Annotated in this window: 23 protein-coding genes; 21 read left to right on the top strand and 2 right to left on the bottom strand. The window is 53.3% G+C overall.

The annotated features are described in order from the left end of the window. The first annotated feature begins 9 nt into the window (after positions 1-9). From DW806_RS02820 to DW806_RS02745, 16 genes are all read left to right on the top strand, one after another. Positions 10-1,377: a family 4 glycosyl hydrolase gene (locus tag DW806_RS02820; RefSeq protein WP_118729031.1), complete on the top strand. Its 1,368-nt coding sequence runs from the start codon at positions 10-12 to the stop codon at positions 1,375-1,377. A 3-nt stretch (positions 1,378-1,380) separates the two neighbouring features. Further along, positions 1,381-2,292 carry a carbohydrate kinase family protein gene (locus tag DW806_RS02815; protein ID WP_118360268.1) on the top strand — a complete coding sequence of 304 codons (912 nt, stop codon included), beginning with the start codon at positions 1,381-1,383 and terminating at the stop codon, positions 2,290-2,292. Between the two features lie 21 nt (positions 2,293-2,313). Then, on the top strand, positions 2,314-3,051 hold the full coding sequence (gene nagB, locus DW806_RS02810; protein ID WP_118284876.1) for a glucosamine-6-phosphate deaminase: 738 nt from the start codon (positions 2,314-2,316) through the stop codon (positions 3,049-3,051). A 154-nt stretch (positions 3,052-3,205) separates the two neighbouring features. After that, positions 3,206-4,555 (top strand): MATE family efflux transporter, encoded by a 1,350-nt coding sequence (locus tag DW806_RS02805; RefSeq protein WP_158578265.1) that lies wholly within the window; start codon positions 3,206-3,208, stop codon positions 4,553-4,555. 429 nt (positions 4,556-4,984) lie between these two features. Further along, complete coding sequence (locus DW806_RS02800; protein ID WP_118729029.1) at positions 4,985-6,451, top strand: sulfatase; 1,467 nt, start codon at positions 4,985-4,987, stop codon at positions 6,449-6,451. 20 nt (positions 6,452-6,471) lie between these two features. Beyond that, positions 6,472-8,004, top strand: coding sequence for a sulfatase (locus DW806_RS02795; protein WP_118729028.1), 1,533 nt, complete (start codon positions 6,472-6,474; stop codon positions 8,002-8,004). A 167-nt stretch (positions 8,005-8,171) separates the two neighbouring features. Continuing rightward, positions 8,172-9,959 carry a sensor histidine kinase gene (locus tag DW806_RS02790; protein ID WP_118729027.1) on the top strand — a complete coding sequence of 596 codons (1,788 nt, stop codon included), beginning with the start codon at positions 8,172-8,174 and terminating at the stop codon, positions 9,957-9,959. After that, entirely contained in the window at positions 9,940-11,394 is a 1,455-nt protein-coding gene (locus tag DW806_RS02785) for a response regulator transcription factor (protein WP_118729026.1), read from the top strand. Before DW806_RS02790 ends, DW806_RS02785 begins: the two co-directional genes overlap by 20 nt. Before the next feature lie 91 nt (positions 11,395-11,485). Further along, a complete protein-coding gene (locus tag DW806_RS02780; protein WP_118729025.1) occupies positions 11,486-12,616 on the top strand; it encodes an ABC transporter substrate-binding protein in 1,131 nt (376 codons plus the stop codon). A 112-nt stretch (positions 12,617-12,728) separates the two neighbouring features. Next, positions 12,729-13,523, top strand: a complete 795-nt coding sequence (locus DW806_RS02775) for an ABC transporter permease (RefSeq protein WP_117489590.1) — start codon at positions 12,729-12,731, stop codon at positions 13,521-13,523. Further along, positions 13,520-14,293: an ABC transporter permease gene (locus tag DW806_RS02770; protein ID WP_117489592.1), complete on the top strand. Its 774-nt coding sequence runs from the start codon at positions 13,520-13,522 to the stop codon at positions 14,291-14,293. The genes DW806_RS02775 and DW806_RS02770 overlap by 4 nt, the downstream gene beginning before the upstream one ends. Further along, on the top strand, positions 14,266-15,057 hold the full coding sequence (locus tag DW806_RS02765) for an ABC transporter ATP-binding protein (RefSeq protein ID WP_442861138.1): 792 nt from the start codon (positions 14,266-14,268) through the stop codon (positions 15,055-15,057). Before DW806_RS02770 ends, DW806_RS02765 begins: the two co-directional genes overlap by 28 nt. A gap of 15 nt (positions 15,058-15,072) precedes the next feature. Further along, positions 15,073-15,819 carry an ABC transporter ATP-binding protein gene (locus DW806_RS02760; protein WP_117489594.1) on the top strand — a complete coding sequence of 249 codons (747 nt, stop codon included), beginning with the start codon at positions 15,073-15,075 and terminating at the stop codon, positions 15,817-15,819. A 109-nt stretch (positions 15,820-15,928) separates the two neighbouring features. Then, entirely contained in the window at positions 15,929-17,470 is a 1,542-nt protein-coding gene (locus DW806_RS02755; protein WP_118729024.1) for a sulfatase family protein, read from the top strand. Positions 17,471-17,482: 12 nt separating this feature from the next. After that, positions 17,483-18,271, top strand: a complete 789-nt coding sequence (locus DW806_RS02750; RefSeq protein ID WP_117489598.1) for a sulfite exporter TauE/SafE family protein — start codon at positions 17,483-17,485, stop codon at positions 18,269-18,271. Between the two features lie 19 nt (positions 18,272-18,290). After that, positions 18,291-19,418 (top strand): anaerobic sulfatase maturase, encoded by a 1,128-nt coding sequence (locus tag DW806_RS02745; protein WP_118479098.1) that lies wholly within the window; start codon positions 18,291-18,293, stop codon positions 19,416-19,418. A gap of 56 nt (positions 19,419-19,474) precedes the next feature. On the opposite strand, the gene sigG is transcribed toward DW806_RS02745, so the two are convergent. After that, the gene (sigG, locus tag DW806_RS02740) at positions 19,475-20,230 is read right to left on the bottom strand and encodes an RNA polymerase sporulation sigma factor SigG (RefSeq protein ID WP_118729023.1); all 756 of its coding nucleotides are present in this window, start codon (positions 20,228-20,230) and stop codon (positions 19,475-19,477) included. Positions 20,231-20,501: 271 nt separating this feature from the next. On the opposite strand from sigG, the gene pta reads away from it, so the two are divergent. From pta to DW806_RS02725, 3 genes are all read left to right on the top strand, one after another. Beyond that, entirely contained in the window at positions 20,502-21,512 is a 1,011-nt protein-coding gene (gene pta / locus DW806_RS02735; RefSeq protein WP_110436271.1) for a phosphate acetyltransferase, read from the top strand. Positions 21,513-21,609: 97 nt separating this feature from the next. Next, the gene (locus DW806_RS02730) at positions 21,610-22,038 is read left to right on the top strand and encodes a hypothetical protein (RefSeq protein WP_117751195.1); all 429 of its coding nucleotides are present in this window, start codon (positions 21,610-21,612) and stop codon (positions 22,036-22,038) included. 2 nt (positions 22,039-22,040) lie between these two features. Next, positions 22,041-22,439, top strand: coding sequence for a hypothetical protein (locus DW806_RS02725; RefSeq protein ID WP_147358067.1), 399 nt, complete (start codon positions 22,041-22,043; stop codon positions 22,437-22,439). Positions 22,440-22,600: 161 nt separating this feature from the next. Here the strand turns inward: DW806_RS02725 and DW806_RS02720 are convergent, their stop codons facing one another. Further along, the gene (locus DW806_RS02720; protein WP_118729021.1) at positions 22,601-23,116 is read right to left on the bottom strand and encodes an SLOG family protein; all 516 of its coding nucleotides are present in this window, start codon (positions 23,114-23,116) and stop codon (positions 22,601-22,603) included. A 136-nt stretch (positions 23,117-23,252) separates the two neighbouring features. On the opposite strand from DW806_RS02720, the gene DW806_RS02715 reads away from it, so the two are divergent. Further along, complete coding sequence (locus DW806_RS02715; RefSeq protein ID WP_118729020.1) at positions 23,253-24,101, top strand: YihY/virulence factor BrkB family protein; 849 nt, start codon at positions 23,253-23,255, stop codon at positions 24,099-24,101. Between the two features lie 55 nt (positions 24,102-24,156). Then, on the top strand, positions 24,157-24,783 hold the full coding sequence (locus DW806_RS02710) for a flavodoxin family protein (RefSeq protein ID WP_118284858.1): 627 nt from the start codon (positions 24,157-24,159) through the stop codon (positions 24,781-24,783). Positions 24,784-25,182: the final 399 nt, after the last annotated feature.

Below are 25,182 nucleotides of genomic sequence, written 5' to 3'. Positions count from 1 at the left end.
TATCTTTTTATGAAATTAACGGTAATCGGCGGCGGCGGTGTACGCTCTATGTTCCTCGCAAAGAGCATTGCACAGCGTGCGGAGGAGCTGCACATTGATGAGCTGGTATTTATGGATAACGATCCGGAAAAGCTCCGCATCTACGGCGGTCTGGCGGCACATGTTGCGCGTATGCTGTGCCCGACCATGAAGTTCACGCTGACCTCCAGTGCGGAGGAGGCGGTAACCGATGCGGATTACGTCATCACGACCATCCGTGTCGGCGGCGACGCGACTCGCGTGCGCGATGAACGACTGGCGCTTGATCTGGGTATTCTCGGTCAGGAGACCACAGGTGCTGCCGGCGTTTCGTTTGCCATGCGCTCGATCCCGGCGCTGGCTGAGTACTGCGAGCTGATCAAAAAGCTGGCAAAGCCGGGCGTCAAGGTGTTCAACTTTACCAATCCGGCGGGCGTGGTTTCACAGGCGCTGCGTGATATGGGATATGATTTCACCTACGGTATCTGCGACGCGCCGAGCGGCATGCTGCACCAGTTTGCCGACCTGTACGGCGTGGATGCGTCCCGCATTTACGGCGAGTGCTACGGTTTGAATCATCTGTCCTACTTCCAGAGCATCAAGGTGGACGGAAAGGAGATCATGCCCGAGCTGATCGCCAATGACGAGGCTTACGCCAAGACCGATATGCGCTTTTTCGAGAAAAAGCTGCTCGAGGACCGCGGCTGCGTGCTCAATGAGTACCTCTACTACTTCTACTACCGTGAAAAGGCGGTTGCCAACATTCTGAATGCCAAGCAGACGCGCGGCGAGATGATCTGCGACATCAACCGCCACATGACCGAGGAGTTGTCTAAGATCGACATTGAGAACGACTTCGAGGCAGGTCTCAAGTGCTTTGAAAAGTGGTACGGCATCCGCGAGAACAACTATATGGCCAACGAGACCGGTGTTCACCGCGACAAGCCGTGGACGTTTGATGTGTATTCCAAGGACGCGGGCGGCTACGCAGGCGTTGCGCTCAAGTTCATCGAGATTGCAGCCTCCGGCGGCATGGGCACGATGATTCTGTGCGCGCCGAACGGCAATGCCATCGAGGGCCTCGAGCCGACCGATATTATTGAGGTCACCTGCGATATCTCCCGTGAGGGCTGCAAGCCGCACCATATCACCAATATTCCGGAGAGCAATCTGGAAATGATCCGCCGCGTAAAATATTACGAGCGTCTGGCGGCACGCGGCATCGTCAACCGCTCCAGGAAGGATATCACCGAGTGTCTGACCATGCACCCGCTGGTCGGCTCGTACTCGCTGGCAAGCAAGCTGACCGACGAGTATATCAAGCTCAACGCGCCGTACATCGGGGACTGGAGGGACTGACACATGTCGTTTCTCGCTTCGGTCGGTGTGACCAATGTGGATTTGATGTATGTCGGCATGCCGCGCGTGCCGCAGGAGGGCGAGGAGATCTTTTCGCAGGATTTCCGCGTGCTGCTCGGCGGCGGTGCACCGGGTACGGCAGTAAACGCCGCCCGTCTGGGCATTCCGACCCGTCTGGCGACCTATCTCGGCAGCGATCTGTTTTCCGGCTTTGCCCGCGCGCAGTTTGAGCAGAACGGCGTTTCTCCGTACAATTTGGCGGCGGAGGGCGAGACCGGTATTCCGGTGAATGTCACCAGTGCCATGCTCACGCCCGGCGACCGCACATTTGCGACCTACTGCAAGCCGACCGCCATCACGGACGAGCTGCTCGAGCGGGTATATACCATGTCCAAGGGCGCTAAGCTGGTGCAGATGCAGGAGGGCTTTTTGCCGGTATATCGCAAGCTGCACGAGGAAGGAGCCATTCTGATTTTCGACATGGGCTGGGATGATGAGCTGAGCTTTGAGAAGTACGGTGATTATCTGCGTCTGGCGGATTACTATACGCCGAATACCAAGGAAGCGCTCAAGATTACCGGCAGGGACACGCCGGAGGAGGCGCTCCGCGTGCTGGCGGAGTATTTTGAGCACCCGCTAGTCAAGCTGGATAAGGACGGCTGTCTCATTCTCGAGGATGGCACGCCGCGTCTGCTGCGCAATATTCCGGAATTCACCTGTAAGGATTCCACCGGTGCGGGCGATGCGTTCCTTGCAGGACTGATGTACGGTCTGTACCACGGCTATCCGTTTGCGGATTGTGTGCGGTTCGGCAACATCACAGGCGGCAAGAGTGTTACCGGCGTAGGCTGCCTGACCGAGTATGTGCAGGAGAGCGAGCTGCTCGCGCTGCGTGAAAAGTATAAGGATTTATAAGCGTTTGGAGGCTTTTTCGTTATGAGAATCATTCGTGCAAAGGATTACAAGGACATGAGCCGCAAGGCGGCAAATATCATTTCCGCGCAGGTCATCCTCAAGCCGGATTCCGTGCTCGGTCTTGCTACCGGTTCGTCGCCGATCGGCACATATGAGCAGCTGGTCAAGTGGTACGAAAAGGGCGATCTGGATTTTGCGGATGTGACTACGGTCAATCTGGATGAATACTATGGCATGAAGCCGGAAAACGACCAGAGCTATCATTATTTCATGCACGACCACTTTTTTGACCATGTGAACATTGACCCGTCGCGTATCAATCTGCCGAACGGCATGGAGCCGGACGAGAAAAAGGAGTGCGCCCGCTATGACGCGGTGCTCCGCAGTGTGGGCGATGTGGATATTCAGCTGCTCGGTATCGGCCGCAACGGCCATATCGGCTTCAACGAGCCGGACGACTGCTTCGCCAAGGGCACGCACTGCGTGGAGCTGACCGAGTCCACCATCGAGGCAAACAAGCGCTTTTTCGCCAGCGAGGATGAGGTGCCGCGCCGTGCCTACTCGATGGGCATTCACACCATCATGACCGCAAAAAAGGTGCTGGTCGTTGCCAGCGGCGAGGACAAGGCATGGGCTATCCGTGAATCCTGCTTCGGTCCGGTAACGCCCAAGGTGCCCGGTTCGATTCTGCAGCTGCACAACGACGCGATCGTTATCGCGGATGAGGCGGCCCTCAGCCTGTGCGGCGATTTCCTCTGATTGATGACCATGGCAGCGGCGGTACTGCGTTTTATCTCGCCGTGCGGTAAATCAACAGCATTCTGCGGTACCGTCGTTTTGAAACCCGAAGTGCAGTTCTGTCTCCTTCTGCGCTTTGGGTTTTATGATTTTTTCGCAAGGGAGGTGTGATAGGGTGCGCGTTACCGATATGACACACGGCCGTCCGATACGGCTGATTCTGCTGTTTTCGCTGCCGCTGATGTTGGGCAGCGTGTTTCAGCAGCTATATACCATTGTGGATACGATTATCATCGGACGCGGTGTCGGCATGCAGGCATTGGCGTCCATCGGTGCGGCGGACTGGATCAACTGGCTGGTTTTATGGGGACTGCAGGGCTTTACCCAGGGCTTTGCAATCCTCGCAGCACAGGAGTTCGGTGCGGGCGCCTATGACCGGCTGCGTCGTGTACTGGCTATGATCGTTAAGCTGTCGTGCTGGTTCGGCATTGCGGTGACGATCATCAGCCTGCTGCTGGTAAGGCCGCTGCTTTCGTTGCTGCACACCGATCCTGCGGTGTTCGGTGGAGCGCAGACGTACTTATATGTGCAGTTCGGCGGCTCGCTCATCATCATTGCGTACAACATGGCGGCGGCCGTGCTACGCTGTCTGGGCGACAGCAGAACGCCGCTGCTCGCGATCATCGCGGCAAGCTTTGCCAATATTGCACTCGACCTGCTGTTCGTGATGGGGTTTGGGTGGGGCATTTTCGGGGCCTCGTTCGCAACCGTACTGGCACAGCTGATTGCGTTTCTGTTGTGTCTGCGGTCATTGCGACGGCTGCCGTTCGTTCAGCTGGCCAAAGTCGACTGGAAAACCGACCCTGCGATTTTGCTGCACTTGTGCCGTCTTGGTATTCCGACTGGTCTGCAGATGAGCATGATCACACTGGGCGGCATGGTGCTGCAGTCCGTGCTGAACGGCTTCGGCGTGGTGTTTGTGGCGGGCTACACGGCGGCAAACAAGCTGTACGGCATACTCGAAAGTGCATCGGTGGCGTTTGGCTATGCCATGACAGCCTACATGGGGCAGAACCGCGGTGCACGAAACGCGGCACGCATTGATACAGGCATTCGGGCGGTACTGGCCCTATCCGCCGGATTTACAGCCGCCATCGTGACGGCTATGCTTCTTGCGGGCAAACCGCTGCTGGGACTGTTTCTTTCGACCGAGGAAGCGGGCGCGGCAGATGCGCTGGCGGTGGCCTATCAGTATCTTATGGTGCTGATGGCATTTTTGTTTGCACTGTTCGTGCTGCAGGCATACCGCTCCTCACTGCAGGGGTTGGGCGAGATGACTGTGCCGACACTCTCTGGCTTTGTAGAAATGCTTATGCGCATGGGCGCGGCGCTCGTGCTGCCAACCTTCATCGGGCAGAGCGGCGTATTTTTTGCGGAGGGCGCAGCATGGGTGTGCGCGGCGGCGCTCAATCTGGTCTGGTATTATATCCGGATTGGGAAAATCAAGCGGGATATGCTGAAATAACAAAAAGACAGCGAAAGCTGTCTTGAGGCTGTCGAAAAACTCCGTTTTTCGACAGCCTCTCGATTGAAACCACGATTTCAATCGAATCTTGACGAAAAGCCGCGCCCTACGGGCACAATTTTTCGTCCCTTGTATAATTCCCGAGGTACACGCCCCCGGGAATTATGAATTTGCTGTGCAAATTCTATTTTATGCGTGCTGCCGCACGAAAAGTAAAAACGATAGATTGACTTTTTCGACAGACTGAAGACAGCGAAAGCTGTCTTTTTGTGTTTACAGAGTCGTTTATCTGTTTACTCATCGAAACACAAAAAAGTGAAAAAATCCCTCAAATAATCGAAAGACGGATTTTGTCTCCGGACGCTATAATCAAGTCGTACAGAACAATACACTGGGAAAGTCGTATTCGGACGAAAGGAGAGTGCACCGGTGAGAGCAATTTTACTGCTTTTTGATTCACTGAACCGGCACTGTCTGGAGCCGTATGGCTGCGGCTGGACGCAAACGCCGAATTTCAGCCGTCTGGCAAAGCATTCGGTCATGTTTGACCGCTGTTATGCCGGCTCACTGCCGTGCATGCCTGCTCGGCGGGAGCTGCACACCGGACGGTATAATTTTCTGCACCGAAGCTGGGGACCAATCGAGCCGTTTGATGACTCAATGCCGGAGCTGCTCAAGAAAAGCGGCGTATACACGCATCTGATCTCGGATCATCAGCACTACTGGGAGGATGGCGGTGCTACCTATCACACGCGCTACAACTCATGGGAGTGCGTGCGAGGACAGGAAGGTGATCCGTGGAAGGCTCATGTCGGTGCAGTGGAACTGCCGCCGCATTTGGGGCAGGCAAATAAACAGGATGAAGTTAACCGTGCCTATATCCGCGGACTGGGAAAGCAGCCGCTGGAGAAGGTGTTCGGTCTGGCGCATGAATTCCTGAATGAAAACCGTGATGCGGATAACTGGCTGCTGCATATCGAACCCTTTGATCCGCATGAGCCGTTTTTTGCGCCGGAAGAGTATCAGAATCGCTATTCGGATGACTATAATGGGACGCGGTTTGATTGGCCGCCTTATGACCATGTGACGGAACCTCTGGCTGCACAGGTGCACTGCCGCAATCAGTACGGTGCACTGTTGACCATGTGTGATGCATATTTGGGCAAACTGCTCGATTACATGGATGTACACCGGATGTGGCAGGATACCATGCTTATCGTGGCGACCGACCACGGCTTTTTGCTGGGAGAGCATGGATGGTGGGCGAAAAATCGTCCGCTGTTTTACGAGGAGCTGTCGCACACACCGCTGTTCATTTGGGATCCGCGAACCGGAGCAGCAGGAGAACGCCGGAAAGCTCTGGTGCAGACTATCGACCTTGCGCCGACGCTACTGTCGTACTTTGGCGTACCTGTTCCACCGGATATGCAGGGTCACGACCTGCAAACCGTTCTGCAGCAGGATATACCAGTTCGTGATGCTGCGCTGTTTGGTATGTTCGGCGCGCATGTCTGCGTGACAGATGGTCGATGGGTATATATGCGGGCTGATCGACCGGGCACAGCGCTCTATGATTATACGCTGCTGCCGCTGCATCAGCGAGCCATGTATGCACCGGAAGAACTGCAGAAACTGACGCTGCACGAGCCGTTTTCCTTTACCAAAGGGTGCAGAACGCTGAAAATTGCCATGCCAAAGGATTTTTATCCATGCATGTCCACTGCGCCGGAGGAAAACCGAGATGCACTGTTCGATCTGCAGACCGATCCTAAGCAAGAACACCCGATAAAGGATCTGATACAGGAGCAGCACATGATTGATTTAATGCGTCGTTTGATGCAGGAAAACGATGCGCCGGCAGAGCAATATGCGAGAATCGGCTTGCAGCAGCCGTAAGAATAACAGGGAGGAACAACATGAAAACCATCTTCATTCTGTGCGATACACTCAATCGACGCATGCTGTCCGCGTATGGTGCGGGCGAGGACGCGGCCATCACACCGAATATTGACCGGCTGGCGCGGCGATCTGTCGTGTTTGACAGCCACTGGTGCGGCTCTGCGCCGTGCATGCCCGCACGCCGCGACATCATGACCGGACGGCTGAACTTTCTTGAAAAACCGTGGGGAGCAATGGAGCCGTTTGATCAGAGCCTGCAGAGCATTCTTTCTGGTGAAAAGAATGTGCATACGCAGATGTTTGCCGATCATGCGCACTATATCATCTGCGGCGGTGAAAATTATGTCAAGGGGTTTACCGCATGGGAGGTCAACCGAGGTCAGGAATGTGATCCGGTGTGGACGCGTCCGTGTAAGGACGGTATTCGTCCGGATACGCCGCCGAAGTGGTTTAAAGGCTCGTGGACCGAAGCTGAACATGAAAACCGTTCGCACTTTCACACAGAGTATGATTATCCGAGCGTAAAGACCATGTGGCATGCAGCGGAATGGCTGGAGGACAATCATGACGCGGATAACTATTTTCTGTGGGTAGAGGCGTTTGACCCGCATGAGCCGTATGACTGCCCGAAGTATTATCTCGATTTGTACGAGAAGGAAGGCGACTATGACGGACCGGACTTCACGCATCCGTCCTATGCGCCAAACGAGTTTAATGAGGCGGAGACCGAGCATCTGCGCAGACGCTGCAAGGCTGTCATGACCATGACTGACCGTCATCTCGGTGAAATTCTTGATGTGATGGATAAGTACAACATGTGGGAGGACACTATGCTGGTGTTTACCACGGACCACGGCTATCATCTCGGCGAGCACGGCTATATGGCGAAAAACTATATGGCGCCGTACAACGAGGTTTTCCACATCCCGCTGATGATTTCGGCACCCGGTGTACAGCCAGGACGATGCAGTGCAGTAACGCAGAACATTGATGTTCTGCCGACCGTGATGGAGTATTACGAGATTTCGCAGGAGGTGCTGCAGTATCCAATCCACGGCAAGAGCCTGTTGCCGCTGCTGCGCGGTGAGATCGACAAGGTTCGTGACGGTGCGATCTTCGGCTATTTCGGCAAGCAGATGGCGTGGACGGACGGCAAATACACCTATTTCCGTGCCGCAAAGGACGAGAAAAACCAGCCGCTGTACGTTTACACAGCTATGCCGACCGTTCTGCGTCAGTTCTACGGCGGCAACGATGCTGTAAACACCGAGGATTACAAGCGGATTGAGATGGGTCGCTTCCTGCCTTGGACGGACTATCCGGTATACCGTTTCCCGGCGGATATTATTCACTGGGGCAATGATTCGCAGCAGTTTGTCGGTCGTTCGCCGTATAACGAGGAAACACTGCTGTTCGATATCGAATCGGATTATGCACAGGAGCATCCGCTGCACGATGAAGCACTGGAGCGGCACTGCATCGAGCAGATGAAACGCTGTATGGCGGCACACGACGCACTGCCGGAGCAGTACGAACGTTTGGGTATCTGATAAAACTGGTTGAAATGCACATTCTTGCTGGAAGGATAAGGGTGTGCATTTTTGCCATATTTCCTGTATCATAAAAGAAGCGGTGCAATCGACGGAATTTGACAGCGCAGGAATATGGCAGAGGAGCGAGCACATTGCAGAGAGAAAAGAGAAATGGGGTATGGCGTATGCTGCTTTGCGGAAGCAAACGCCGCAAAATGTCGCAGAGCATGATAGCGACCAGTCTGCTGTGCGTGCTGATTTCGGTAGCGATTGCGGTCTGCGCGATCGGATATTTTACCTTTCAGCTTGTAGTAGGCGAAAAAGGCAAGGCCCGCGTAGATGTACTGCAGCAGATCAGCGACAGCAACTCGGTCAACCGCACCAACATGGTGAAGGCGATGGATGCACTGTATGAGGATTTTTACGATGATCTGACGGCGCCGAAAAGTGAAAAGAGCAGCTGTGCCATCCAAATGCTGCTGGAGCAGACCGACCGTCAGTTCAAACGGATCGGCATGGATATGACGATCGATATTCTGATGAACGACCGCCGCATGTTTTCGACTGACCCGGATGAAAACAATCTGAAAAGCCTGAAAAACACCTACTGGTACATCAAGCATTACAGTGGTGAGACCGATACCAGCTGGAATCTGCGCTTCTGGGATGTGGATGATATTTCTACTTATGGTCTGGCGTACGGCAAGACCGTATATGCTCAGGATGGCAAGGTTGTCGGAATGATTGTACTTACCTCGCGGTATGAAGCACTGTTCCGCACATTTCAAAAGCTGGTCAGCGACGGTGTGAAGGTGTACATTCTCGACCGGAACGGCATCATCATTTCACACACCAATCCCAACCGTGTTGGCAACTGGGCATTCGATATGAAGACATTTCAGGAGGAATACGGCAGAAATACCTATAAGATTATCCAGCGCTCCAAACAGAAGATACTGATTGCCAATTACCATGATGCGTCCAGCGGTTGGACGTTTGTCGAAGAACAGAATATGGACGAGCTGCTGAGGGACGGACTGAAAACCGTGCGAAATTGTCTGACGATTGTATTGCTCGGCTGTATTGTTGCAGCAAGCATTGCGTACTGGCGCGGCAGACGCATTACGCAGGTGCTGTCCGACTTTACGGATGAGATCGGAGATATGTCGGTTGAAAAGCTGAGTGAACTGCCGGTCAAGGACGAATACGAAGAAACCTATGTGCTCAGTACCACCTTCAACGGCATGATACATCGAATTGAAGAATTGATTGATGATATCCGTATCCGAGAGCAGGAAAAACAGCGCACGGAGTACGATTTTCTACAGGCGCAGATCAATCCGCATTTCCTTAACAACACGCTGCTGTCGGTCAAGAGCCTGATCGCCATGCACCAGCCGGAACGCGCCTATCGAATGATGAATGAACTGGTCGAGCTGCTGCATATTCCGGCAACGCCGGAGATACAGTTCGTGCCGCTGGAGGAGGAGCTGCATTTGATGCGCAGCTATATGTCCATCATGAACTGCCGCACGGAAAAGGACACGGTTCTCATCTGCGAGGTGCCGGAGAAGATGTACGGCATTTATGTGCCGCGCATGATCGTGCAGCCGATCATCGGTAATGCCTTTTTTCACGGCTTTGCTGAGATGGAGGAAGGTTGTGAAATTCGCTTGAGGGCAGGTCTGCGCGGTAATGCACTGTATATTGAGGTAACGGACAACGGTGAAGGTATTGCTCCGAAGCGGTTAGAACAGGTACAGTCAGGAAATTACCGCTCTGGGCGGTTACATCATGGCATCGGTCTGCGCAATGTGCGCAAGCGTCTGCAGATTATCTACGGTGGTCGGTCGGATGTGACGGTTCGTAGTGAGTTCGGCAAATACACCACAGTAACGATTACGATGGATCACTACCGTTCTATCCCGAAGCGGGAACAGGGAGGCAAGGTAAATGAAGATCATAGTAGTTGACGACGAACCGCTGGTCAAGCAGTATATCGTGCAGTGTGTGCGCGATGCAGGCGGCGAAAATGAAATCACCGCAGCGGTGACTTCAGGTGCAAAGGTGCTGCAGGAGATGAAGACAAACCCTGCCGATGTGGTATTTGCAGATATCACCATGCCCAAAATGGATGGTATTGAACTGCTGCAGGAGCTTCGGCGGCAGTATCCGGGCACGGCGGTCGTCATGCTGACCTGCCACGATGATTTTGAATATGCTCGTGCGGCCATGCAGAACGGTGCTAAGGATTATATTCTAAAAACCGAGGTCAGTGCGGATAAGATTCGTGCGGTTCTGGATAAGCTGCAGAGCAGCCGGCAGCAGCATATCTCTGAGAGTGCGGTACAGCAGATCGGGCGCAGCCGCTTTCTGCGCAATATGGTGGAGCAGAGCGAGGACATGACGCCGGTCAGTGCCGTTGATCTGCAGGAAAACAGCATTTATTTGAACGAGCGCGCATTTCTGACGGTGGTTTTTCTCAATCAAGGTCAAAATGCGGAGATTATGCAGAAAAACATGCAGGAGCATTTTGAAAATCCGCTGTTTTATGCGTACAGTGAGCAGGAGGTGTACCTGCTGGTCAACATTAGACGGAATGCCTTTGCGGAGGAGCAGGATGCGGCGGCATATTTCTATCAATGTGCAGAGAGGCTGAACGGCGGAATCGGATGCAGCGGCGTACATCATCATTTTACTAATCTGCCAAAGTCATTTGCAGAGGCCGTGCGGGACTTTGATGCGCGGTTTTATCAGGTGTCAGCACAGAAATTGCCGCATGAGATTCATGTCAGTGAAGTGGAAACCTGTATCATGCGTGCAACGATTAAGCTGACCGATGGAGATATTCAGGGCGGCTGTGCCGATTTAGAGCGTCTGCTGCAGTGCGCAGAGAACTATAAAGTACGCAGCAGCTTTTTACGCGAAACCGTGCAGCAGCTGTTTTCCGGTCTGGCTGTCAAGCTGGAGCCGGAACTGCAGCATACAGCGGATGCAGTTGCTTCCTGCTGCACATTTGCGGCGTTGTGTGAAGCAGTTCGCGAAGGCATTGCCGTACTGCAGCGCAAGCACGGCGTAGGATATTCTGCTGCAATACGAAAGGCACTCGATCACATCAATGCGCATTATGCGGAGGATCTTTCACTTAATACGGTTGCGGATGTGGTATTCCTCAACCGGGATTACCTGTCTCGGCAGTTTAAGAAGGAGGTCGGCGTTAACTTTTCGGAGTATTTGATGAGCGTGCGCATGAAGCAGGCGCGCTGTTTGCTGGAAAACAGCAGTCTGCGCATTTCAGAAGTGGCTCTTCGTGTCGGTATCACGAACATGAGCTACTTCTCGACGGTTTTCCACAAGGTGTTCGGCTGCAAGCCGAATGATGTGCGCAAGAACAAGCAGAGCGGATAATGTCATAAATGTGAAAAACCGAGTCAAATATTAAAAAGACTTTGTGCAGGGTTTACGGTAAACTATACTCAAATCAAGGGAGGTTGAAAAAATGAAACACGGATACAAAAGAGCGATCGCAATGCTTCTGGCAGCAACTGTAATGACCGGTCTGACCGCGTGCGGCGGCGGTTCCTCCTCCGGCGGCGGCTCGGGTTCCGCTCCCGGCGGCTCGGGTGACGGCACGTTTACCGCTTCCGGCAAAACCCTGAATGTTGGTGTTCAGTCCAACATCATTTCTATTCCCACAGTTTATGCAGAGGAGAAGGGTTATTTCGATGATCTGGGTTTGGATGTTAACCTGATTATGTTCCCGAACGGCTCTCCGGAGAATGAGGGCCTGGCAGCAGAACAGCTTGATGTAGCTTCCAATGGTCTGGCATCGGTTTACTCGACGGCTTCCGGCCTGTGCGACTGGATCGCAGAGTCGGACAGCGGCTCGATCACCGCAAAGGTTTATGTCCGCAAGGACAGTCCGGTGCTCGATCACAAGGGCGAGATTTCCGGCAAGCCGGATATGTACGGCAGTGCAGATACACTGAAGGGCCTGACCGTTCTCGGTCCTACCTCCACGATGGAGCAGTGGATTGCAAACTCGTACTTTGCACAGTTTGGCCTGACTGCAGGTGCGGATTACGAATATCTGAACATGGATCGCGCAGCAGCCGCACAGGCGATTCTGACCGGTGAAGGCGACGTATTTGTTGCCACTGACGTTGACTACTGCAACATGATGGAATCGAACAACATGGTAGAGGTTGCAGACTGCATGGAAGCAACGGACACCGAGTTCAAGAACGGTTTCCTGGCCCGCAAGGACATTCTGGCAGACCGTTACGATGATGTGGTGCTGTTCCTGCAGGGCATGTGTAAGGCAGCTGAAGAACTGCAGGCCGATCCGAATCTGCGCAACGAGTTTGCACTCAAGTTCTATTCGGAGAACGGCAAGCCGGCTGACGAAAACGATGTTAAGACCGAGACCGAAATTCGTCCGTTCGTTGTTCCGTCCGATTATGAGGCTTCGGATTATTATCTTGGTTCCGGTCTGCTGCAGGTAGGCAATTTCTTCGCCTCCATCGGCACGATTGAAGAGGATCAGGTTGCCAATATTGAGGAAGCCATCAATGTCAATCCGCTGCAGGATGCGCTCGGCATTACTGTAAAGGCAGCAACCCTGAAATAACATACTGTCAGCAAAAGGGAGCCCATGCTCCATGGGCTTCCTTTTCTGCACCCTGAAATGGACGAAAATTACAAAATAAGGTAAAAATAAGGCGGTCAAAGGAGAGGAGCATATGCAAGAAAAGAAAAAACTGCAGATCAATAAGTACCTGTTCATCAGTATTGCGTCGATCTGCGCAGGCATTTTTGTATGGTGGCTGGTAACGGACGGACTGGGTATTTTCCGATCGAATGCACTGCCTTCTCCGGTAAAGGTTGCCTCTACGTTCGTGAAAAAATGGTTTGAGACCAAGCCGGACGGCGCAACGCTGCTGCAGCATCTTGGTGCCAGCCTTCAGGTTGCACTCGGCGGCTATTTAATTGGTGCGATCATCGGTATCCCGCTCGGTATCTTCATGGCGTGGAACGACAAGGTGGATATGCTGGTTCGTCCGGTATTCGATCTGGTTCGTACCATTCCCGGCATTGCATGGACTTCGGTTATGGTAACGCTGGTAGGCATCGGTTTTCTGTCCAAAGCGCTGGTTATCTTTATTTCCGCGATGGTCGCTATGGTTATCAACAGTTATTCCGGTATTAAGCAGACAAAAACCGTGCACCTGTGGGTCGGTCAGACCTTCGGCGCAAGCAACTGGGAGCTGCTGACCAAAGTAGCGATTCCGTCTGCACTGCCGATGATCTTCACCGGTCTGGACGTTGCTCTCGGCTCCGCATGGACCACGCTGGTTGCAGCAGAGCTGCTGGCTTCCACTAAGGGTCTCGGCTTTATGATTCAGCAGGCACGCGGTATTTTTCGCCTGGATATCATCATCGTCGGTATGATCGTCATTGCGATTACCGGTGCGGTGCTGTCCTCGATTATTCAGTTTATCGGCAGAAAACTCATCAAGGGAGGTAGACGTGGATGAAAGAACGCAACAAGCGTATCGCCTATGGCGTGCTCGGTATTTTCATTTTTCTGTGTATCTGGTATGCAGCGACTAAGTTTACCTCGCTCGGCAAGGTTATGCCTGATCCGGTGACGGTTATTGCAGGCTTTTGCAAGGCATTTGTTGTACCGATCGGTACGCATTCTATGATTATGCACATCCTCATTAGTCTGCGCCGCATGCTGATTCCGTATGCGTTCGGCGGCGTGCTCGGTGTGCTGGTCGGTGTCGTGATGGGCTGGTATAAGATTGCTGATTCTATTCTGATGCCGTACATTCAGATGTTCCGCCCGATTCCGCCGATTGCATGGATTCCGCTTTCTATTGTATGGTTCGGCTTCGGTGAAGGTTCCAAGTATTTCTTGATTTTTCTGGCATGCTTCTTTACCATTGCACTGACTACCTACAACGGCGTGCATTCGGTCGATGAAACACTGGTTCGTGCAGCGCGTATGCTGGGTGCGAAAGATAACCAGCTGTTCACTTCCATTGTACTGCCAACGACGGTTCCGTACATTTTCTCCGGTCTGCAGGTAGCACTCGGCTCTGCATGGGCCACCATTGTAGCGGCAGAGATGATTCGCTCGTCCGAAGGTGTCGGCTGGCTGATCGTAAGCGGTCAGGACGTAGGCAATATGACGCAGATCATGGTAGGCATTCTGGCGATTGCCCTGACCGGTCTGCTCATCACTACCATCATGAGAGGAGTTGAATCCAAGCTATGCGCATGGACAGTGAGAGGAAAGTAACGGCTGCTGGCGAGCCGTTGATCGAGTTCCGTGATGTGGATAAGTTTTTCGACAAACCGGAGGAAGGCCGCTATCAGGTCGTTGGAGATTTGAATATTAAGGTGCGCGAAAATGAGTTCCTTGTGTTGTTCGGCCCCGGACAGTGCGGTAAGAGTACCATCCTGAACCTGATTGCAGGCTTTGAGATGCCCTCGTCGGGGCACGTTCTCTGCATGGGCAAGGATATCACCGGGCCCGGTCCGGATCGCGGCATGGTCTTTCAGAATACGGCATTGTTTCCGTGGCTCACCGTTATGGGAAACGTGGAATACGGTCCTAAGGTACGCGGTATCAAGAAGGAAGAACGCCGCCAGAGGGCACAGCATTACATTGATCTGGTCGGCCTGCAGGGATTTGAAAATTCGTTCCCGGTCAAGCTGTCAGGCGGCATGCAGCAGCGTGTCGGCATTGCCCGTGCGTACTGCAATGAGCCGCTCGTGATGCTGCTCGATGAGCCGTTCGGACATCTGGATGCACAGACACGCTATCTGATGCAGGATGAGCTGACCCGCATCTGGCAGGCGGAAAAGCGCACCGTTATTTTTGTAACCAACAACATCGAGGAGGCAGTGTACCTCGCAGACCGCATTCTGGTGCTGCGCAACTGTCCAACCGGTGTCAAGGCAGAGTATGAGATCAACCTGCCGCGTCCCCGTAATTACACCGATCCGGAATTTCTGCGGCTGCGCCGCGAGATCGATTCGGTAGTAGATCATACGCTGTAAAGGAGGTGCCGGACAATGGCAAACAAAGAGCCTAAGGTAAAAGTGCAGAACCTGACCAAAAGGTTCGGTGACCTTCTGGTGCTGGATAATTTGAACTTTGAAGTAGAGGAAGGCGAGTTCCTGTGCATCGTTGGTCCGACCGGCTGCGGCAAAACTACTTTTCTGAACAGTCTGACTCGCCTGTATGAGCCGACGGCAGGCGACATTCTGGTAAACGGTATTCCGGTCGATCCGAAAAAGCAAAATATATCCTATATTTTTCAGGAGTATTCCTCCTTCCCGTGGCTGACTGTGGAGCAGAATATCCGCTTCGGTCTGGAAATCAAGAAAACGCCCAAGGCGGAGGCGGATGCCAATGTAGAGGAAATGCTGGATATTGTCGGTTTGACCAAATTCCGAAATTACTATCCCAGTCAGCTTTCCATCAGTATGCTGCAGCGCGTTGCTATCGCGCGTGCATTTGCAACCAAACCGGAGCTGCTTCTGATGGATGAGCCGTATGGTCAGTTGGATATAGACCTGCGCTTCAAGCTGGAGGACGAGCTGATCAAGCTGTGGAAAAAGACGGGTACGACCGTACTGTTTATCACTCACAACATTGAGGAAGCTGTATACCTCAGCCAGAAGATTATGGTGCTGACCAACAAGCCAACCTCGGTGAAAACCGTGCTGGACAATCCGCTGCCGCTTCCGCGTGACGTCGTTTCACCGGAATTTGTCGAGCTTCGCAACAAGGTCACCGACTTGATCAAATGGTGGTAATGTTATAATAAAAACCGATTCACTCAATCTCTCTTCTTTCCCCTTGATATCGTTTTGGTATCAAGGGGAAAACAGTATGAGGGGATATTTCTGAAAAGGAGTGTAAAATATGCCGCGTAATATTCTGTTGTTTATGACTGATCAGCAGCGCACAGATTATGTGGGCTATGCCGCGGACAGCTGCGTTTCCACGCCGAATATCGACTGGATTGCACAGCATGCCCATTTTACTTGCTGCAATACAACCAATCCTATCTGTTCTCCGGCGCGTACCTCGCTTATCACGGGACGATATCCGCGCCAGATTGGCACGCTGACCATGGCAGGTGATCTGTTCCCGCAGATACCGACATTTATGCAGGCCCTGCAGGGTGCAGGCTACAAGACCTACGGCATCGGCAAGTTCCATTATAATCAGACCTATCCGTGGTCTACGCCGAGAGGCTGCGGCATGGATCCGGTGGCAGGAGAACAGGACGAGAAGTCCTACGGTTATGATTTCATCTGGGAGACCGCAGGCAAGCAGCAGGTGGTTTCCAACTACTGCTTCTACGGTGATTATCTGGCGAAGAAGGGCATGCTCGAGCAGGTACGAGACTTTTTCTCGCAGAGCGGCGGCAAAAACGGCGATGTAGCGAACCACAACTATGATAAGGCGCTGCCGTGGCCGTTCGATGAGGAGGATTATATTGACGTGGTTACCGGCCGTGTGGCACGCGAGCAGCTTCGCGCGCATCCGGCGGAGCTGCCGTTCTACATGATGGTGTCCTTCTGCGGACCGCACAAGCCGTATGACGCACCGCAGCGGTATCTGGATATGTTTCCACTTGAGCGGGAGGATGATTTTATCCTGCCGGAAGGACAGATTATTTCGGATGAGGACAAGGAGAGTCTGTATCGTCAGCGCCGTTCTGCAAAGGCGATGATTCGGTTGATCGACGATCAGATAGGTGCAACACTGGATGTGCTGCGAGAGCGAGGCATGCTGGACGATACGCTGATCGTATTTACCTCAGATCATGGTGATATGCTGGGCGATCACTTCATGATTCAGAAAGGCGTGCCGTGGAAGCAGTCGGTTGGTATTCCGTTGGCGGTGCGTCTGCCGGGTGCAGCGCCTGTTGGTGAAAGCACCGCACCGGTTGAAATTTCCGACATTGCAGCAACTGCACTCGATTATGCAGGATTGGATGCACAGCGGGTGCTCAGCAGAAGCTGGCCGGCGTATAACGATATTATTCCGAGCCGTTCACTGCTGCCGGTGCTGCGTGGGGAACAAGAGCGCGTCCGTGATTTTTGCTTTAGCGAAAGCGACTTTACCGAGGAGCGTATCGACGGCGTTTCCATCACTTCAACACCATATTGGCGCGGCGCAGACGGCTGCCGAAGCAATGCGTGGCAGACTATCATCACCGAGAACAGCAAGTACATCAAATATCTCGGCTATAAGCTGGATGAGATGCCGTATGAGGAATTCTACGACCTGAAACGCGATCCGCAGGAGCGTGAAAACCGCATTGCAGATGAAACTTATCGAGAGCAGATCGAACAGGCGCGCCGTAGGCTGTCGTACATGGTGGATCATTATCCGCCGGCGCAGAAAACGTGGACAACTGCCTGTGCGGCAAATCGTCAGACGGCGAAGGACTAAGGGTGTGATCAGGTGCAGAGTATTTGTTTTCTGGTAGCGTTCGGCGCTTGTATCATCGGTAAAATATGCGGTATGGGCGGAGGCGTGATCATCAAGCCTGCACTGGATGCGCTCGGTATTATGCAGGTGACAGAAATCAATTTTCTGTCTGGGTGTACGGTTCTTGGCATGACGTGCTGGTCGGTTGGTAAATCGCTGGTGCAGCACGAGTCGCAGATTGATCTGTCGATTTCAACACCGTTGGCAATCGGTGCGGCTGTTGGCGGTATGGCAGGAAAACAGATGTTTTCTGCTGTGGCCGGTCTGTTTTTAAATGCGGATACCGCAGGCGGTATACAGGCGGCGCTGTTGTGTACCGCGACGTTTGCCACGCTGCTCTATACTATCCGCAAGGACCGATTAACCATGCTTCAAGTGCGCAATCCGGCGGTCTGCGTGCTGATTGGACTGGGATTGGGCATGCTGGGAACCTTTCTCGGTATTGGCGGCGGACCGTTTAATATGGCGGTGTTGTTCTTCTTTTTCTCTATGCCGACCAAGGTGGCGGCACAGAACAGCCTGTACATTATCCTCATCAGCCAGAGCGTCGGCATCATTACTACGGCGGTGACAGGCAGTATTCCGACATTATCTATTATTCTGCTGTGCGGTATGGTGCTGTGCGGTGTACTGGGCAGCGAAGCCGGAGGACGCATCAATAAACGTCTGAGCGACCGGCAGGCAACCCTGCTGTTTGAAGGTTCCATGCTGCTGGTGATGGTGCTCAGCGCGTGCAATATTTATCGTTTTCTGTTAAAATAAAAGCTGAGGAGGGGTGATTATGCCGCCGATCAATATTCTGATCAAGCCTGCATCGTCTGCATGTAACATGGCATGCCAGTATTGCTTTTACAAGGATGTTGCGGCACACCGGGAGCAGGAGTTCGAGGGAATGCTTTCAATCGAATCAATCGAAAAGGTGATACAGGCGGGCATGGAATATGCCGAGCATATCTGCTCCTTTGCATTCCAAGGCGGTGAGCCAACGCTTGCAGGCCTGGACTTTTACCGTCAGGTGGTGGTACTGCAAAAGCAGTATGCCAAACCGGGTGTGGAAATTCGTAATGCCATACAGACCAACGGATACACGATTGATGAGGAATGGGCCGCGTTTTTTGCGGAAAACCATTTTCTGGTGGGATTGTCGCTGGACGGACCGCCAGAGCTGCATAACCGCAATCGCACAGATGTGCAGGGAAAGGATACGTTCAATCGAGTTATGAAATCCGTGCGGCTGCTGAAAAAACACAATGTTGCGTTTAATATTCTGTGTGTCGTAACCGGACAGAATGCACGTTCGGTCGAAAAGTTGTACCGGTTTTATCGTAAACAGAATTTCAGATGGCTGCAGTTTATTCCGTGCATCGATCCGTTTGACCGGGCAGATGGTGAGCCATGCTATACGCTGACCGCAGACGGTTACGGTGATTTCCTTGTACGGCTGTTCGACCTGTGGTTCGACGATCTTCGGCACGGCGAGTATATCAGCATCCGCCATCTGGACAACTGGCTGTCCATCCTTCTGGGGGAGCGGCCGGAAGCCTGTAATATGGCAGGCTGCTGCTCGGTGCAGTTCGTTGTGGAGGGCGACGGCGGTGTGTATCCTTGTGATTTTTATGTGTTGGATGAATGGCGGCTGGGAAACATCGGAGAAACTGGTCTGGCTGATATGCAGAACAGCGAGACTGCAAAAAGATTCGTTCGGCAGTCGCTTGCCGTACCGGAGGAGTGCAAGACCTGTCAGTGGTTCGGTTTGTGCCGCAACGGCTGCCGCCGTGACCGAGATATCCTGCCGAGCGGCGTAATCGGGCAGAATATTTACTGTACGGCATACAAAAAATTCTTCTCAGAGCGATTCCGTCAGCTGGCACAATCGATTGAGTGCATTCAGCGTATGCAGTATAGGTAAAAGGGAAATCCTCATGCCATTTTGATATGCGATCCTCATGTTTTCTGCCACTCCTATTATATAGTAAGAAAAGGACCGGAATCTTCCTTCCTTTTGTTTGGCGTAAGGTGTATTTCGCGTGCCACCTCCATCTGGGTGCGTCCCTCGAAGAACCGCAGCCGGATGATACGGCGCTCGCGGTCATTCAGGCTGCGCATAGCGTCCCGCAGAGCAATACCGGCCAGCCAGTTGTCGTCCGTGTTTTTGGTGTCACCGACCTGATCCATCACGCAGACCGTGTCCGTGCCGTCGTGGAACACCGGCTCGAACAGCGACACCGGGTCGAGTATCGCGTCGAGCGCGAACACGACCTCCTCTTTCGGCACGTCCATCAGCTTGGCCAGTTCCACGATGTCCGGCTCACGCTGGTGCTCGCGGATGAATGCCTCCTTGGCCTGCAGAGCGCGGTACGCCGTGTCGCGCAGGCTGCGCGAGACTCGCATGGCACTGTTGTCGCGCAGGTAGCGGCGGATTTCGCCGATGATCATCGGTACGGCGTAGGTGGAGAAGCGTACGCCGAGTTCGGTATTAAAATTGTCGATGGCTTTCATCAGGCCGATGCATCCGACCTGAAACAGGTCGTCCGGCGATTCACCGCGGCCCTGAAACCGCTGAACAACGCTGAGCACCAGCCGCAGATTGCCGCGAATCAGCTCATCGCGTGCCTGCTTGTTTCCGGCAGCGGATTTTTTCAAAAGCTCGTCCGTCTTTTTTGCGGAGAGCACCGGCAGTCCCGATGTATTCACACCGCAGATCTCAACTTTTGTCTGCATAAAATTCCCTCCTGTTGGTCGTCACTATGAGGATACTATCTGGATTTTCCCCGCGGTCCCGGTCAAATATACCGACGAAATATTTTGCATGGGCCGGAGATTCGATAAATTTCACGTTCGCCTTGTGATATGGAACCGAGAAAGCGTTTTGCGCCCATCAGAAATTCCCTCTTGTGGGAATAGGGGGAAAGGGTGTATAATAAATTCAAGAGAATGCCTGTTTGCGGTGTCATACTGCACACAGGCGATTGAAAACGAAGGAGAATGCAATATGTTTGAAAATCTGATTGCAGCACTCAAGGCTGACAAGCGCAAGATCGTATTCACCGAAGGCCCGGACGCTCGTATCCTCGAAGCGGCTGCACGCCTGAAGAAGGACGGCCTGATGGATTCCATCCTGGTCGGCAATGTTGACGAAGTAAAGGCTGCTGCTGCAAAGGGCGGCTTCGATATCGAGGGCATGGAGATCATCGACCCGGCTACCTACCCGGAGATGGACGCTATGGTAGCTAAGATGGTAGAGCTCCGCAAGGGCAAGATGAGCGAGGAAGACTGCCGCGCTGCACTGTCCAAGGGCAACTACTTCGGCACCATGCTCGTTAAGATGGGCAAGGCTGACGCTCTGCTCGGCGGCGCTACCTACTCCACCGCTGACACCGTTCGTCCGGCTCTGCAGCTGATCAAGACCAAGCCGGGCGCACACCTCGTAAGCTCCTGCTTTATTCTGGTCCGCGAGAAGGACGGCGTAGAGGAGAAGCTGGCTATGGGCGACTGCGCGATCAACATCGACTATCCGGATTCTGTTGACAAGGAAGGCAACGTAACCCTGAAGGGCAGCCAGAAGCTGGCTGAAGTTGCAATCGAGACCGCAAACACCGCAAAGGCTTTCGGCATCGACCCGAAGGTTGCTGTTCTGTCCTTCTCCACCAAGGGCTCCGGTAAGGGCGGCACGGTTGCTCTGTCCCGCGAGGCTACCGAGTACGCTAAGGAGATGAACCCGGAGCTGGCAATCGACGGCGAGCTGCAGTTTGACGCTGCTGTATCCCCGGTTGTTGCTGCTACCAAGTGCAAGGGCTCTCCGGTTGCAGGCCAGGCTAACACCTTCATCTTCCCGTCCATCGAGGCTGGCAACATCGGCTACAAGATCGCTCAGCGCCTGGGCGGCTACGCTGCTTACGGCCCGATTCTGCAGGGTCTGAATGCGCCGATCAACGATCTGTCCCGCGGCTGCAACGCTGACGAGGTTTACCAGATGGCGATCATCACCGCTGGCCTGAAGTAATTTCAGCACACACATAATTGCATAAGTAAGGAATCCGCCGACGTGAAAATTCAATCATGTCGGCGGATTTTGCTTTTTCAGTGGGGAGGGAAAGCGTATGAAACGGAAGATTATAGCTGTTATTGCAGGTATTCTGATTTTTGGATGGGCATATTGGCTTGTGCCGTATTCGCCGATACCGGATACGGTGAATATCACGGAAATGCGGGTGTATCAGCTTGACAGGGGAGAATACGCTGATGATTTCACCGAGCGGGTTGATACAGATACCGTACGCGAACTGCTTACGCATATTCGGGCACGCCGTATACCGAGTCTGCGGCTTGAGGGGATACAGGAAGGCAGTTTTGTCGTTGAGGTGAAATACTGGGATAAAACTATGTGTATCAATCTCGGCGAACCGGGTGGACCGGATTATGTGTATGACGGTATATTGCGTCCTACGCTGTGGATGCACAAGGTGTCCGGCGGTGAGGAATTGCTCACGTTGCTGGCGGACAGCTACTACAACAAAGGGGAGGGATAGCGATGAAACGAAGGATAGTATTTGCATTGATAAGTGTGCTGATTTGTGTGGGAGCAGCGGTTTGGCTTGTGCCGTACACGCCTATGCCGGATATGAACGGCTTCTGGAACGTGCGTATCTGGCGCGTCAATGGTGCGGATATGACCGAACTGACCGAGCAGGTCAATCAAACGGCTCTGCGCGAAGCGCTGACACAGGTGCAGGCCAAACGTGTTCCGCGTTCGCAGCATAGCTTCTCGATGGATAAGGTCAGCTACGAAATCATCGCGGTGTATAACGATACGCCGACCTTCCTTGACATTGGTGAACTGAATTTTGTGTACAACGGCAGCGGCTGGGTACATGATTTGAAAAACGGCAGTGAGATTCTCACTCAGCTGGATGAAATCTGCAATAATTGAGAATTGAGAATTAACGTAACGGTATAACGTTTTGTGCGTCTGCAAATGGGTTAACGTGCATGGCATTACGGCATACCGTCACGCCCATTTTCCATTCTCCATTCTCAATTATGCAATCGCTGACAGAAAACAAAAAGGACTGACCCACCGGTCAGTCCTTTTCACAGCAGCGACATCTGTCCATCCGCGAGATTTACAATTTTCAGCCCGCTCTGCTCAGCCATATGCACGGTCTGTGCCGTACCGCCCGACCGTCCATCATAGTAACAGATGAGCCTTGACGACGCATCCACCATAAACCGGTTGCGCGCGGCAAAGCACCCGGCGTGATAGCTCCGCGAGAGCGCGTACACCTTATCTGCGGCGAGCAGACAGCGGTTGAACCGGCGTTTCCACTCGAGCGGAAACCGATCAGCCTGTCCGTCGAACGGTACGGCGCACAGCAGCTGCACCGGGAGCGCCGCACGCGCGCGCAGGACGGCCTCAGCGGCCCACAGGTCAAAGCCGGTGGACATGCCGGAGAGAAAACGTGTGCAGCCGTCAGCGGCGGCTTCTGCGACCGCAGCATCGAGTGCGGCGAACAGCTCGCGCGCAGCGGGACAGTCCTCGTTCCGGAACGGCATTTTTTCAATTCGGTAGCCGGAAAAACAGCAGGTCACCGGACGCAGATCCGCCATGACACACCCTCCGATCAGAACAAATGTTCTGTTTTTATCAGTATACAATAGATGAAGCCAAAACGCAAGTTGTAAATTTGATAAAAAGCTGATATGATAAGTACAGCAAAATTTACCGACACAGGGGAGGGACGCAATGAACGGTCAAAACCGATGGCTATATCTGATCAAGCGCATGGTTTACCGCTTTTTTGATGACGGCATTCCGCAGTCGGCGGCAGAGCTTTCGTATTTTCTGCTGTTTTCCATGTTCCCGCTGCTGATGTTCGTCAACTCCATGCTCGCACAGCTTGACCTGTCAATCGAGGGGATGCAGCCGGTGCTGGAAATGCTGCCGAAAAGCCTGCAGCAGCTCATAGGCGGCTATATTCAGCAGCTGACCGGCACGCCGTCGTTCAGTCCGATGATCGTCGGTCTGGGTCTGACGCTGTATTTCCTGTCCCGTGCGGTGCGCTCAATGATGCGCACGGTCAACGATATTTACCACGTTGAAATCTCGCGCGGCATGGTCAAGGACGTGCTCATTTCGTTCGGTATTACGGCGGGCTTTCTTGTTTCGGTTGTGTGCAGCTTTGTGCTTGTCGTCGCCGGACGAACCATCATCCGCGTTGTACCGAAATATCTGCCGGTGCCGCCGGCTGTGATGGACGGACTGCATGATGCCAGCTTCTGGGTGATGATCGCGTTTATTTTCGTGTTTCTCATGCTGTTCAACAAGGTTGTGCCCAATCTGCACCTTAGGTTCCGCGAGGTGTGGCCGGGTGCACTGTTTTCACTGGTAGCATGGATTCTGGTCTCGCTTGGATTTTCGTTCTATGTGGACAATATGGCGCGGTATTCCGTGCTGTACGGCTCTCTGGCGGCGATTATCGTACTGATGCTGTGGCTGTATATCGTCAGCATGATCCTGCTGATGGGTCCGCAGCTGAATCATACACTGGTGGTCATGCGCCTGTATCGATTGGAAAATCAGAAGCATTTGTAAGTCAAAAACGGTGCGGACGCGCACTGAAAATAGAGAAAACACGGAGGAAAAGGATATGAAAGTTGTAGCAATCAACGGCTCGCCGCGCAAGGGCGGCAACTGTGCGCAGATGCTCGAGGTGCTCGGCAAGGTGCTCGAGCAGGAGGGCATCGAGTTTGAGGTATGTCAGCCGGGGGCGAAGGTGCATCCGTGCATGGCGTGCTATCACTGCCTGGACAACGGCACGCTGCGCTGCGTGCAGGACGACGACGGTGTAAATGAAATCATCGCCAAGTGCATTGAGGCGGACGGCATCGTGCTCGCGTCTCCGGTGTACCACGGCGGCATTGCGGGCGGTATGAAGTGCGTGCTCGACCGTCTGATTCTGGCGGCAGGCTGCGGCGATAATCAGCTGAAGCACAAGGTCGGTGCGGCGCTGTGTACGCTGCGCCGTTCGGGCGGCATGGAGACCTACCAGCAGCTGCTCGGCACGATCAACACCATGGAGATGGTGCTTGTCACCTCGGACTACTGGAACGCCGTACACGGCGCAGACAAGGGCGAGGCTGTGCAGGATATCGAGGGCGTTGAAGTCATCGAAAAGCTGGGCCGCAATATCGCATGGATGCTCAAGGTGATCGACAAGGCCGGAATCGAGCCGCCGGAAAGCCGTCCGCGCACGATGATGAACTTTATCCGCTGATCCGTATGGTTATCCGTTAAACAAAAATTGCAGAGTTCCAAAAGGCACAATGAGAAACTCATTGTGCCTGAGGCTGTCGAAAAACTTCGTTTTCCGAACAGCCTCTCGCTCGAAACCACGCTTTCGAGCGAATCTTGAAGAAAAACCGCGTCCTACGGACACATTTTTTCTTCCCTTGTATAAATTCCGAGATACATGCTCCCGGAATTTATGAATTTGCAAAGCAAATTCGATTGAATGCGTGCTGCCGCACGAAGCATAAAAATCGAATATTGCTTTTTCGACAAGCTGAGGCACAATGAGAAACTCATTGTGCCTTTTTATGCATAAATTTATCAAATTTGTGGGCATATCCGGTGTAACTGCTGAGATATGCGAAAAAATTTACGAATTATTAAC

The organism is Butyricicoccus sp. AM32-19 (assembly GCF_003480365.1).
Taxonomy (GTDB): domain Bacteria; phylum Bacillota; class Clostridia; order Oscillospirales; family Butyricicoccaceae; genus Agathobaculum; species Agathobaculum butyriciproducens.
This window is presented reverse-complemented; position numbering and strand designations above follow the sequence as displayed.